The organism is Parabacteroides sp. PF5-9, from assembly GCF_029893105.1.
Classification (GTDB): Bacteria; Bacteroidota; Bacteroidia; order Bacteroidales; family Tannerellaceae; genus JARXWG01.
Genome location: NZ_JARXWG010000007.1, coordinates 34,055 through 47,955, shown reverse-complemented (window position 1 = coordinate 47,955; position 13,901 = coordinate 34,055). Strand labels below are relative to the sequence as shown.

Genomic DNA, 13,901 nt, shown 5'->3' with positions numbered 1-13,901 from the left:
AAATCAGTTCGGACGTTCAACATTATTGAGTGAGATATAATTATTCTATTGTCTAATTTTTTTACAAAAAAGTAAATTATTAGACACTCTCCGGTTTGATCTATTTTTGTAATTATTTAAATATTAGGCGTATACTGTTTCTGGCATGTTATTTGCTTTGTTTTATAGAAGTCGAATCTTTATATAATATAACGTATGAAACAGCTGTTATATGGTATCCGGTATTTATGGAAAAATAAAGGAAGTAATTTTATAAAAGTGATCTCCCTTACCCTGGGTTTAGTGGTGGGGCTTGTGCTTTTTTCGCAGGTGGCTTTTGATATGTCGTATGATAATTTTTATCCGGATAAAGATCGGATATATAGTGTGACGATTAAATGGAATGTCGATGGGCGAGACCTTGATGAGGCGCGTACCATAAATGCTCCTTTTACTCCGACCATGGTTCAGGAGTTTCCTGAAGTTGAATCAGGTACTGTGATGACGAATGGAGCGGGTGATGTGGAATATGTATTTGATGGAAAGAAAATAGCCGGGAAACAGTTGATTGCCGATTCTTTGTTTTTTCAGACTTTTGGTCTTCCTATAGTCGCCGGCAATGTGACAGATATGGGAAAACCGTTTCATGTGTTTGTTTCGGAGACTTTCGCGCGACGTGCTTTTGGTGACGATAATCCGTTGGGGAAACGGTTGGTTGAAGGTGAGCATGTGGCTACCGTAGCGGGTGTGTTTAAGGATATCCCGAAAAATTCTCATTTGGAACTGGATCTGGTCATCAGCTTTAATACGATGTATGAGCGGGGGATGAGCCGGGATAACTGGAGAGGCATGGGTAGTTTTAATGGGTATGTAAAGTTGCGGGAAGGGATTGATCCGAAGGTTGTTGAGGCCAAGATACCTGATATGATGCGGCGTCATTATGATGTAGACGCGGAACTTAGGGAGGGGATCTCGCGTCAGCTTTTTCTCCGTCCTGTAGTGGATATTCATACCAAGGATCCGGAGGTGAGAAGGACGGCTCTGATCCTTAGTCTGCTTGCCTTTGCTCTTTTGTTTGCTTCGGCGATGAATTATGTGTTACTGTCTGTTTCGAGTCTTCCTAAACGGGCGAAATCAATAGGCGTTTATAAATGCAACGGGGCTTCAGACAAGAGTATATTCAGTATGTTTATGACTGAAACGGCAGTACTTGTATTTATTTCGCTATTATTGGCTGTGTTGATTATTTTTGCTTTCCGGGGATATATAGGGGTACTTATCAAGGCCGATTTGTCGGCGGTATTTGCTCCGGCTAACCTTTGGGCATCGGGTGTTGTATTGCTTTTGTTGTTTTTTACGACCGGCGTACTTCCTTCGCGTGTATTTTCTTCTATTCCGGTGACTCAGGTTTTCCGTTCGTATGCAGATAGTAAAAGGAAATGGAAAAACGGATTGTTGTTTGTACAGTTTGTAGGTATCTCTTTTATGCTTTCGCTTCTGGTGATTATTATGATGCAGTATCATATGATCTTGAACAAGAATATGGGCTATGATACGGCAGAGGTGCTGAAAAGTAGTTCTTTAGGAGATATGAGTATAGAACAAAAGGAGCGGGCAAAAGCTGAACTGTTGCGCTTTCCGAATGTCGAGTCGGTAACGCTTACCACTCAAACGCCGTTGAATCGTCTTGGTAGAAGTCCTGTGGTGAATACACTAACGAAAGAAAGTCTTTTTATCGGTCATTATCTGCTTGCCGATGCCGATTTTGCGAAGGCTTTTAATATCCCTTTTGTTGCGGGGAGGAGTTTCCGGGAATCGGCAAGTGGAAATGTGAGAGAGGTTTTTGTGAATGAAACATTGGTCCGGATGGCCGGTTTGGATGATCCGGTGGGGAAACAAATTGATTACCTGGATCGTACCTGGACAATCTGTGGGGTGATGAAAGATTATCAGTCGGGTACGGTCTACAACGCTATATTTCCTGTAGTGGTATTGCCATTGGATACCTATGACTGGGAGCCTGATATTGTGGTGAGGCTGACTACTGTACCGACAAAGGAAGTGATCGCATCGCTCTCTACCGAACTCAAACGTTATTCCAACAATGAGGAGAGTCTGTTTCTTTCATTTAAAGAGGAGTATACTAATTATTACCGGGATGCGCGGTTGTTCCGCGATTCGGTGATAGTGGCGTCGATGATTATGTTGATTATTTCTATTCTGGGATTGTTTGGTTTTGTGGAAGATGAGATTACCCGCCGGACGAAAGAGATCGCCATACGGAAAGTGAACGGAGCTGTGGTACTTGATGTCTTACAGTTGTTTGCCAAAGGTATTTCGTTTATCGTATTGCCGGCGATAGTGATCGGCTTACTGATCTCTTTTGCTGTAGGGTCGGAATGGTTGCAGCATTTTGTATTGAAGATCCCATTGCATTTTACACTGTTTTTGTTGAGTGGACTGGCGATTTTTATGGTGACGCAGTTTTGTGTGGTGGCACGGTCGGTACCGGTGGCGATGTCAAATCCGGTGAATTATTTGAAGGCGGAATAAATGATTTAAAGGTAAAACCAATATACAGCTTTTGAAACAAGTCGATTTGATCGGGTAAATAATAAGATCTCAGTACTTACCTTGAAATAATCAAACGTGAGTTCGATATAAAGATTTATCTTCAGATTTTGTAAAATTTGAAGGTTTTCCGAAGACCAAATCCCACAGGGATTTAATGTGAATCGAAGATCGGCCTTAGCCAATAACCCCGGGTGAAGAGGAGCGTAGCGGATCGACCCGGGGTATATAATGAGTGTAACAAACGAACGCCGAAGGTGTTCAATCATCTGCAGTTCAACACCTATCGGCGTTGATTGGAGAGTAGTATCTATTCACCCCGGGTCGATCCGCTACACTCCTCTTCACCCGGGGTTATGCACATTTAACGCCTGTGGCGTTCGCCTTCACTATCTTCACATATTCTTCAATCTGAAACTTATATCGAACTCACGTTAATCAAAGCAAAAAACAGAAACCTCCCATCAGTTTATTTGTTCCTTTTATAATACTTTTTTGTTAGAGGTACGTCTAAATTGTTTTAGACGTACCTCTAAACTGATTTACACCTACCTCTAAATTCATTTAGACGTACCTCTAACAGAAAACAGACCTACGTGTTGCAAAAAAACAGTCGAAATGATGTTTTTATTTCTATGGGATGAGGTAGAAAAATGGATGCAGACTTTCCGAAAACCAATCAATGGAGGAAAACAGGTGGAGCAATAGGAGAAAATCGCTAATCAAAGCGTCGAAGTAAACATTTTACGGTATTCCGCAGGGGTAGTTTTAAGATGTTTGAGGAATGTTTTCCGCATATTATCGGGAGAGGTTAAGCCGGTTAGGGTGGCGATTTCTTTGAGTGTCAGGCGGGTGTCGACGAGGTATCGACAGGCGGTTTCGATGCGGAGTTTGTCGATGTATTTGGCAGGGGTGATTCCTGTTTCACGAAGGAAGACACGTGCGAAGTTGCGGGGACTCATGGCGATTTGTTCGGCAAGGGTTTCGATGGTAATGATTTGATGAAGGTGTTCGCTTATCCAGCTGGTAATGGTTTGGATGGGTTGATAATCGGTATGTTGGTGTGCAAGGATGGTACTGTACTGCGATTGGCTTCCGGGACGTTTGAGGTAGAGTACCATTTGCTGTGCCACGTGTAATGCGAATGTTTTTCCAAGGTCTTCTTCTATAAGTGCGAGTGCGAGGTCCATTCCGCTGGATATTCCTGCGGAGGTGTAAGTGTTGCCGTCTTTGATGAATATCGAGTTACTATCGACTTGTATTTCTGGGTAGTTTTGACTTAACAGAACGCTTTTCCCCCAGTGTGTTGTTGCTTTTTTTCCAGTGAGTACTCCGGCTTCGGCCAGAAAGAAAGTGCCTGTGCATACGGAACAGATGCGACGCACTTCGAAGGATTGTTGGCTGATCCATTTAAGGACAGAGAGAGGGAGTTTATATTGTTCGGCTTGTGTATTGGGAACTCCCGGGATAAAGAGGGTATCAATGGGATAGTCGGTTGTATGGATGTTTTCGGAGCATTGGATGGTTAGTCCGGATGCTGTAGGGACGTTTTTCTTTTTATCGATTGAGAGGGTATGGAGTTGATAGGTAAAAGCTGGGGTATTCTTTTGTGTCTGAAGGTTTTCGATGGCTTGCGAGAAGACTTCGAAGGGGCCTGTTATATCTAAAAGGGTGGCTTGGGGAATTACAAGGAAGGCGATGTGTTTGATTGTATTGTTCATCGTTGAATGGGGAGTTTGTTTACAAAGGTAATGATTTTATTTTCGCTTGGCTGTTTTGGACGTGTTGTTGTCATTTGAGACATGATTGGATGACCTTAACTTTGTACCACATTTAATTGATGAATAGTTATGGGTATTAAAAGAATTTCAGCGGAGGAAGCAGCACTGCTTATCAAGCATAATGATCATGTGGGGTTTAGTGGTTTTACACATGCGGGTTGTCCAAAGGTTGTTCCTTTGGCTTTGGCTCAACGTGCAGCGGATGAACATGCCAAGGGGAATATTTTTCAGATAGGGGTGTTTACCGGAGCATCAACAGGTGATGCAATTGACGGAGCACTTTCAAGGGCTGATGCGATTAAGTTTCGTACGCCTTATCAGACGAATACTGATTTAAGGAATGCCATTAATAAGGGAGGGACGAGTTATTTTGACTTGCATTTGTCGACTTTATCGCAGGATTTACGGTATGGATTTTATGGTGAATTGGATGTGGCGATTATTGAAGCTTCAGACGTGACCGATGATGGCAGAATTGTTCCGACGTGTGGAGTCGGTATGACGCCTACTATTGCTAAACTGGCCAAAGTGGTTATTGTAGAGTTGAACGGATGGCATCCAAAGGAGTTACGGGGAATTCATGATCTGACGGATTTACAGGATCCTCCTTATCGTCGCGAGATTCCTGTTTATTCGGTGAAAGATCGTATTGGAAAGGATTATATAGCGGTTGATCCAGAACGGATTGTAGTGGTAGAGACGTTTGTTTCGAATGATGGGGGTGGCTTTACGCCTGTGGATGAGATTACTTCCAGAATTGGGGTTCATACGGCTGATTTTCTTGTAGATGAGATGAGAAAAGGGGTTATTCCTGAGTCGTTTCTACCGATTCAGTCGGGGGTTGGCAATATTGCTAATGCTGTTTTGGCAGCAATGGGTGATCATGAGTCTATTCCCGATTTTGAGGTTTATACAGAAGTTATTCAGGATGGTGTTGTGGATTTATTGGAAAAGGGGCGTGTCTCGTTTGCGAGTGGAGGGACATTAACGGTGAGTAATCCATATATTGAACGGATTTATAAGAATCTGGCTTTTTTTAAAGAACGGATTGTGTTGCGTACGTCTGAAATTTCTAATCATCCGGAGGTGATCCGCCGTTTGGGTATTATTTCAATGAATACGGCTATTGAGGCGGATATTTTCGGCAATATTAATTCGACCCATATAACAGGCAGTAAGATTATGAATGGGATTGGGGGATCGGGAGATTTTACACGTAATGCTTTTATTTCTATTTTTCTAACTCCCTCAACGGCTAAAGGTGGTCAGATTAGTGCTTTTGTACCGATGGTTTCGCACGTGGATCATAATGAACATTCAGTGAAGGTGATAGTCTCGGAGTATGGGGTTGCTGACCTGCGAGGTAAATCGCCCCGGGAGCGGGCAGAGTGTATTATTGAGAATTGTGCGCATCCGGATTATCGTTCTCTTTTATACCAGTATCTGGCAAGCGGGGCAGCAGGACAGACCCCAGTGAATTTGTATAATGCTTTTGCTTTTCATAAGGCGTTGTTAGAGACGGGGGATATGCGGAATGCGGTTTTGGGTTGAGGGTTTTTAGTAAAAACAATAAAATTTGGCGTGGTTGATTAATATATGCTGATTATTTGGCGGAATAATGTAAAGCGTAAGATAAATAGTTTTATTTTTACCATTGTACTAAGCCATTAACATAAAAAGCAGTTTGCCGTATGAAGACCACGACTTATCTGTTTGTCTTATTTTTCCTGATATGTGGATTACAGGTCCAGGGGCAGAGTCTGAGTGCTGAAAAAAGGGAACTGGCGTCATTTATTCAGGCTCTTAGTAATTATTCGAGATATATTCCGCAGGAGAAGGTGTATTTACACTTTGACAATACGAGTTATTATCAGGGAGATGATATCTGGTTTAAATGTTATGTTACTTCCGGACAGCATCAATTGAGTTCACTGAGTAAGACTCTTTATGTGGAACTATTGAATCCTGGCGGAGAAATCGTTAATACCCGGATATTGGAGATTGAGAATGGGGAATGTCATGGTGAGTTTACGCTTAATCAGCTTCCGTTCTATTCGGGTTTTTATGAAGTTCGGGCTTATACGAAATATATGCTCAATTTTGGTGAAGATATTATCTTTTCGAGGTTGTTACCGGTTTTCGATAAACCGAAAGCGGAGGGCAATTACAAAGAGAAAGAAATGCTGGTCTATGGTAAGGGCAGCTATCCTGTAAAAAGGGCAAAGCCTGAGCGAGGGAAGGTGGTAAATATGCGTTTTTTTCCTGAAGGAGGAAATCTTGTTGAGGGTATCTTGTCACGAGTGGCTTTTGAAGTATCGGATGAGGCTGGTAATCCGATTGATGTCAGCGGTGCTGTGGTCGACAGAAAAGGAGATGTATTGACCAGATTTGTGACTCAGCATGAAGGGAAAGGTATTTTTACATATATTCCCGATTCCACGATACAGGAGGTCGTGGTCGACTATTCCGGAAGAAAATACAGGTTTGAACTACCCTTATATTTACCACAGGGGGTAGTTATGGAAGTAGACAATCTTTCCTCACCTGACAGTATTGGAATCATATTGCGGAAAAATAGCAGTACTGTTACAGGACTTTTGGGTGTCGTTCTTTTAAATGGCGGCAAACTGCAGGATTATTTGTTGGTTTCTATAGAGGATGGTGGGGAGGAGTGTTTCAAAATGGATAAAACCCGATTGCCTTCGGGTGTTTCACAGATCGTACTTTTTAATAATGTCGGAGAGATCTTAGCTGAGCGTTTGATATTTGCCAATACTCAAGAGGAGTTGAATATTAGGACAAAAATAAGTAAAGAGATGTACTCTCCTAACGAATTGGTTGATATGGAGTTTACGATAACAGATAGTGAAAACAATCCGAGGATCCAGACCTTTTCTTTGTCGGTTAGAGATGGTATGGATGAAGTTGAAGGAAGGCATACTATTTTGACAGACCTTTTATTGATGTCGGAGATTAAGGGGTATGTGCGCAATCCTTCCTGGTATTTTGAAAGACAAGATGATATACGGAGTGCTGCACTTGATCTGCTACTGATGGTCCAGGGCTGGAGACGTTATTCGTGGCAACAAATGGCTGGAATCGATTCTTTTCTGCCAAAATATTTTCCGGAACAGGGGATAGAAGTCAATGGAAAGGTGGTTTCATTTGTTAAACAGAAACCTCAACCAAACGTGGACATTTCCTTATTATTGCGTAAGAAAGGAGAAGATAATAAGGATGATATTACTGTAACAGAGTTTTTTACAACAGATAGTTTGGGAGGTTTTTCTTTTACAATGAATACATCTGGTAAGTGGGATATGATATTGGGTGTGACTGAAAAAGGGAAAGCGAAGGATCATCAGATTTTTCTGAATCGTCTTTTCAGACCCGAACCACAAAGATATCGGTATGCGGATATGCAGGTAACGGTTGGCGAAGCGGATAACGGGATATTGAATAATGAAAAGAGTTTCGACCATTCCTATGAACTTTCGGAACCGGCTATTGCAGCTGCTCCTGACCCATTGGATAAAGTAATAGGTATCACAGAAGAAATACATGATTTACCCGAAGTCACGATTATTGCCAAACGAGTAAGAGAACGACAGATTTTCCGCAATCGTTCGACATCGGTAGCTTATTATGATGTACATTCTGAACTGGATGATATTTATGACAGAGGGCTATTTATTGGGAATGATATCAATCAAATGTTGATCAATATGAATAAAGGGTTTGAAATCAATCTGCATAACACTATCACACAGAGTGTGAATGCTCCGCTTACAATTTATGCTACCGAGCCTGCAGAAGATAATAATGATACGAATAGCACGAGCGGAGGAGAATATTTGTTGTACAAGGGAAAGGAACCGCTTTTTGTCATTAACCATGAACGCCAAAGTAATAACGATAAAGATATTCAACCTCATAGACTGATAAGGCTTCAAGCGATTAAATCTGTTTATATTAATGAAGAGTTACCTGTGAGGATGCAATACGCACCTGTTGAGATGAGTTTGTTTAATGTAGTCAATACGTATAGCTGTGTTGTATTTATTGAGACTTATCCGGAAGGAGAAGAGATTCCTGTTGATCCGGCTAAGGGAATTAGGAAAACGCAGCTGGAAGGATATAGTGCGGTGAAGGAATTTTATACCCCTGACTATTTGGTGTTGCCGTTGCAATCTGACTACCGCCGTACCCTCTATTGGAACCCTATGGTGATTCCGGATACGAACGGTATTGCAAGGGTAACGTTTTATAACAATAGCCGAAGTAAAAGCGATTTTAGTATTAATGCAGAAACGGTTACCTCAGGAGGACTAATTGGAATTTATAAGTAAGGAGGAGCTTGTTACTTTAATATAAGAAAATTCCCTTGTGAGATCTATCTTCCAATAGAATACTCACAAGGGAAACATATTTAATGAAAAAACTAATGCCTATTTTTTTAGTTAGCCTTATACCCTTCTTGGAGGCTAACAGTAGTCGTACCATTACCAAATGTCATATGATATCCTCCTGCTTCAGCTGTGAATTTGGCTGTTTGTATACCGTTACGGGTTTCCATACCGATATATCGTATACCGTCTATCGCAGTGAAATTATTTGCTGTCCTTTCGTCGATAGGCAGATAGAGGGTTGCAGTTGTGTTGGCCGGGATGGTAAAGTCGTATGTAAGTAGTTTGCCTTTATCGGCTGTCCAGCTGCTTTTTATCACCCCATAGTTGGAAGCGTAACTTCCGGATGCACTGGTATATGTACCTCCAGGTAATGGCTGCAGGATGAAGTTCTGATAGCCGGGTGTTCCGTCGGTAGTGATTCCGAGGTGGTATTCATGTATCCATGATCCGACCGATCCAAGTGCGAAGTGGTTGAATGAGTTCATACTACTTTCGCCGTTCATCTGGAAGGCCAATTCATAGGAGTTCCACCGTTCCCACATGGAGGTTGATCCGAGTTTAACAGGATATAACCATGAGGCGTAGTCGGTGCAGGCAAACATTTTGTAGGCTGCTTCGACATTACCTGTGCGTGTAAGTGCAGGCAGGATATTGGGTGTGCCGGAGAATCCGGTAGTGATTGTGTTGTCGAGCGATTTCTCAGTAGGGTTTGTTGCCATAGAAATACCTCCGGGAGGCATCATGCCGAATCCGGGGCGACGAACGTACATGACTGTCCCTTCATTTCCGCTTCTGGATGGATTGGCGGCAAGTTCAGCGAGGCGTTTGGCAGCATACGCCTTGTAAGTCATCCCTGCGTTTTCTCCTGCAGTGATTGTCATTGTTTCACTGAACGCGTTGAAGTTTAGTGGTGTAGCATATGATGTCTGGGAATCAATCAGGTCGACCACCTTACCGTCGGTCAGTGAGATGGAACGTGTCATTCCTGTCTCGGGATTGACATATGCTCGATTAAATGATTCTTTAGCTACAGTATGCCGATTCTGCAATGTCTTAGCATAATTCGTTTCACCAATCGCTTCGGCCATAATAGCGGTGATTTCCATCATATGGAGATAGATCGCATTGTTACAAATGTCACTTGTCGTGCGAGTGTCTACACTAAGCCAATCGGCGAGTCCGGTCGTTCGGGATGACAACCCTTCATATCCCGGAACGGTGTAATGGTTCATCCCTTCGAGCCATAGTTTCATTGTCGCGAAGTTTTCACGGACGACTTCAAGGTCGCCGTATTGCTGATAGAGTTGCCAGGGCACCATACAAACAGCTGCGGCCCACGTTGTCCCGTCGGCAAAAGTCTCTTCACGGTTACGCGAGTAGGTTGGCACAGTGCTTCCGATACCTCCCGCAGGCGCTCCGTCGCGTCCTCCTACGGCCTGATCGTTACGCAGGGCGACCATCCACTGACGGAAGAAGGCTTGTACATCCCCGTTGTAAGTCGAAGTGCGTGCGTAGGCTTGTGCATCTCCTGTCCATCCCATACGTTCATTGCGTTGCGGACAATCGGTTGGTATGGAGAAGAAATTGCCGAGCTGGCTCCGTTGAATGTTTTTATAAAGTTGATTGATCAGCGCGCCTGTGATATCGGTTGTTTCTCCTTCATAGGTTCCGGTGACGGGTTCAGATGAGAGGACTATGCTTTTAACGTTTTGCAAAGGCAATGGTGATGTGCGACTTGGAACAGTAATCTGTATGTAGCGATATCCTCGGTAGGTAAAATGTGGCTCGATGAGTACATCTCGGCTTTCATCGGCTTTGGAAGCGATGTAAAAATCGGTTGCCAGTGCCGCACGATAGGTGTCGTGAAGGACACGTCCGGCTACTCCGGGGCGGTAGGCACCGTTGGGGCCATATAATGAGACGTAGGTCACCCCTGCCGGAGTTGCCTGGTTGGGTGAATCTTCATTACCCGGGTAGATCTCTTCTCCAAAACGAAGGATAACCGTATCCCCTTCTTTGAGTGAACCGGCAGGTATGGTTACAGACGGAACGCCAACCATAGCTACTCCAATATCGTAAGTATATGTATTGCCACGTTCGCTATGTGTCTTGAGTACACGGTTGGCTTGAAGACGTTCGATTTCACGGATCGGTTTATCACGACGTGCTGTTATATCGAAGTGTATCCATTCGCGTGGACTAACATTGTCGGGTGTATTCCATGTTGTGTCGTTGTATCCGGGTTTATCCCACCCGGCAATAGCCTCTTCTTTATTCGCATTATAACGTTGTCCCTGGAACATACTTGCAGCTTCGATAGGCCCTTGATTCCAGGTTTTCCAATTTTCACGATCGGTTACGATACATTTCTGAGAACCGTCGGTATAGGTAATAACAAGTTTGGCCAGAAGCGCTTCATGATCGCCAAAGAAGTTATAATTGCTGGGAGTAAATGTCATATATCCGGTATAGAAGCCAGGACCAAGTATGGTTCCGATCGCATTTTTCCCTTTGTTGAGCATAGAAGTAACATCGTAGGCATGGTATGTAAGCGTTTCACGATATTGACTCATGCCCGGGTTAAACCAATCGTCGCCGAGACGTTTACCATTGATAAACATTTCATAGGCTCCCATCGCTGTGATATATATTTTGGCTTTGGCAATGTTTTTGCCTTCGGTGTCGAATTCGGTGCGAAACATAGCTAGTGATTCGTAGTGGCTGGGGTCGGCGTAGCCGAAGGCTCCACTATCAACAGTAATTTTGTTGTTGAGGACTTTAAGGCCTTTAATGTCTTTAAAGATGGAATAAGTAGATCCTTGAGTAGGACCAAAGAGGATCGCGGGATCGCTTTGTCCGACACTACAAAGATTGTAGTCGGTAAATTCTACCTTTTCTCCTTGCCCGGTATAGAATCCGATAGCGTTGAGGTTGGGGAAAGTATTAAAATTGTTTCCACTACGGTTTAAGGGGGAAACGACAGCAATTCCTCCTTGGCGTCCGCTGGCAAGGATAAGTTGTTCGCCGTTGATGCGCGTACTGATTTCACTGGATTGAACGATGATATCCAAGGTGTTCTCCTGACGGGCATTGACAGCTGTGATCAGTTTATTGATGTTGGTCTCGGGGTTGGTAGCGAGAGAGATTGTTTTGTATGGTACGTTTGGATCATCTCCCTGTGCATATCCGACACGGTAAAGGTTGATGACGGCTCCTTCGCGTTTACCGACATTGGTGATGTCGAGTTCCCAACGGATGTAGTTCTCGCCTTCGACGTTGCCGACGTTCTGGAATTTATCGTTTAGGCGGAAGTCGTTGGCTCCGAAGATAAGAGATATTTTGTTGCCTTCGAGGATACGGAATTTGGTGTTGATATGGAAGAGTTGGGCAGATGGGGCATCGAGGCTCCATTGGGTGTTCCCAATCCATTCTGCACCGTTCCAGGCGGCGAGTTTGGGGTTCATAAGTCCTGTCGAGAAGGTGGAAGCGGCAGAGTGGGTGCCTCCTTTGTTATCGGTGATATCGACTTTCCAGTAGTAGTCGGTTTCTGCTTGGAGCGGAGCGGCATTACCGGTATTGCCGTAGACGATACCTACGGATTGGCTGGTGTTTTGCTGTCCGCTATCCCATACAATATTATTGAATTTATCATCGGTAGCGACTAGTAGCCGATAACTTGTTTGTTTAATACCGATAATCTGAGACTGCATTTGCCAGGCGAAGTCGGGTTTCTGAATATCGACAGCGAGGGGGGAGCCGAGTGCAGTAACTGTTAGGTTGCTGATTGTCTGATTTTGCGAATCAACACAAGATGTAAAAATGGTCATGATGGCGATAATAGAGACCATTGACGAAATAAGCAATGTGGATAGCTTCTTCATGTTTTTGAGGCATTAATAATTATTGGCACAACTTGAGAATTAACCATACAAAAATAGAGAGGTAAGTTTTTGGTCGCGTTTCAATAATGATAAGAAACGTTTTATTTTTGACAGAAAGCGGGGAGGGGAATCTCCCCATTTTCTTCCATTTGCAGAATTTTATTCGATCGAAAGAACGATTAACTTCGAATTGTATTATTAATTCCTTTCGATATATTGAGCAATCCAGTCGCCTACGTCACTGGTATTATAGGCTTTTCCTCCTTGTGCGATGTCTTCGGTGACGATAAGTGCTTCCATCGAAGCGTCTACGGCTTTGCGAATAAGTGCTCCCTCTTCCATAAGATTGAAAGCATATTCGAACATTAAAGCTGCACTTAGAATGGTCGCCAGCGGGTTGGCGATATTTTTCCCTGCAGCTTGCGGATAGGAACCATGGATGGGTTCGAATACGGAGGTATGGATTCCGATAGATGCCGAAGGGAGCATGCCTAAAGAACCGGTGATGACTGAGGCTTCATCGGTAAGGATATCACCAAACATATTTTCGGTGACCATTACGTCGAAACTTTTAGGCCATTGTATGATGCGCATGGCGGCGTTGTCGACAAACATGTATTCGGTTTCTACCTCCGGGTACTCTTTTTCAATTTCTTGTGTGACCTGACGCCATAAACGAGATGTCGCTAATACATTTGCTTTATCGACAACGGTGAGTTTCTTGCGTCTTTTCTGTGCATATTGATAGGAGAGACGCACGATTCGTTCGATCTCTTCGCGGGTGTAGATACAGGTGTCATAGGCGGTGTCTCCGTCTTCGCTTCTGCCCTGAGGGCGTCCGAAATACATTCCGCCTGTTAGTTCACGGATACACATAAAATCGGCTCCTTCTACCAGGTCGGCTCGGAGGGGCGATTTATGGATCAATGAAGGGAAGGTCGTGACAGGACGAATATTAGCATATAGTCCGAGTTTCTTACGCATGGCGAGGAGGCCTTGTTCGGGACGTACTTTGGCCGAAGGATCGTTGTCGTATTTGGGCGATCCGATCGCTCCGAAGTAAACGGCGTCGCTCTGCATGCAGAGGGCGTGGGTCTCATCCGGATAGGGGTTGCCTGTGGCGTCGATAGCGGTGGCTCCAACGAGGGCTTCCTGGTAATTTAACTCATGTCCGAACTTGTGGCATACAGCTTTGACGGCTTTCATGCCTTGTTCGACTATTTCAGGACCGATACCATCACCGGCGAGGACTGCGATATTTAGCTTCACGTTTATGAATG

Annotated in this window: 6 protein-coding genes; 3 read left to right on the top strand and 3 right to left on the bottom strand. The window is 43.8% G+C overall.

The genetic code is table 11. The annotated features are described in order from the left end of the window. The first annotated feature begins 195 nt into the window (after positions 1-195). On the top strand, positions 196-2,532 hold the full coding sequence (locus M2135_RS05765) for an ABC transporter permease (protein WP_280747658.1): 2,337 nt from the start codon (positions 196-198) through the stop codon (positions 2,530-2,532). A gap of 740 nt (positions 2,533-3,272) precedes the next feature. On the opposite strand, the gene M2135_RS05760 is transcribed toward M2135_RS05765, so the two are convergent. Next, positions 3,273-4,271: a helix-turn-helix domain-containing protein gene (locus M2135_RS05760; RefSeq protein ID WP_280747657.1), complete on the bottom strand. Its 999-nt coding sequence runs from the start codon at positions 4,269-4,271 to the stop codon at positions 3,273-3,275. A gap of 129 nt (positions 4,272-4,400) precedes the next feature. Here M2135_RS05760 and M2135_RS05755 point away from each other — a divergent pair, with 129 nt between their 5' ends. Both M2135_RS05755 and M2135_RS05750 read left to right on the top strand, forming a co-directional pair. Then, a complete protein-coding gene (locus M2135_RS05755; protein ID WP_280747656.1) occupies positions 4,401-5,882 on the top strand; it encodes a succinate CoA transferase in 1,482 nt (493 codons plus the stop codon). 140 nt (positions 5,883-6,022) lie between these two features. Further along, positions 6,023-8,680, top strand: coding sequence for a hypothetical protein (locus M2135_RS05750; RefSeq protein ID WP_280747655.1), 2,658 nt, complete (start codon positions 6,023-6,025; stop codon positions 8,678-8,680). A gap of 107 nt (positions 8,681-8,787) precedes the next feature. On the opposite strand, the gene M2135_RS05745 is transcribed toward M2135_RS05750, so the two are convergent. Both M2135_RS05745 and leuB read right to left on the bottom strand, forming a co-directional pair. Next, positions 8,788-12,621 (bottom strand): family 78 glycoside hydrolase catalytic domain, encoded by a 3,834-nt coding sequence (locus tag M2135_RS05745; RefSeq protein ID WP_280747654.1) that lies wholly within the window; start codon positions 12,619-12,621, stop codon positions 8,788-8,790. A 198-nt stretch (positions 12,622-12,819) separates the two neighbouring features. Beyond that, positions 12,820-13,890 carry a 3-isopropylmalate dehydrogenase gene (gene leuB / locus M2135_RS05740; protein ID WP_280747653.1) on the bottom strand — a complete coding sequence of 357 codons (1,071 nt, stop codon included), beginning with the start codon at positions 13,888-13,890 and terminating at the stop codon, positions 12,820-12,822. Positions 13,891-13,901: the final 11 nt, after the last annotated feature.

Coding starts and splice junctions, on each gene's coding strand:
- M2135_RS05765 (WP_280747658.1), top strand. CDS start 196: ATGAAACAGCTGTTATATGGTATCCGGTATTTATGGAAAAATAAAGGA.
- M2135_RS05760 (WP_280747657.1), bottom strand. CDS start 4,271: ATGAACAATACAATCAAACACATCGCCTTCCTTGTAATTCCCCAAGCC.
- M2135_RS05755 (WP_280747656.1), top strand. CDS start 4,401: ATGGGTATTAAAAGAATTTCAGCGGAGGAAGCAGCACTGCTTATCAAG.
- M2135_RS05750 (WP_280747655.1), top strand. CDS start 6,023: ATGAAGACCACGACTTATCTGTTTGTCTTATTTTTCCTGATATGTGGA.
- M2135_RS05745 (WP_280747654.1), bottom strand. CDS start 12,621: ATGAAGAAGCTATCCACATTGCTTATTTCGTCAATGGTCTCTATTATC.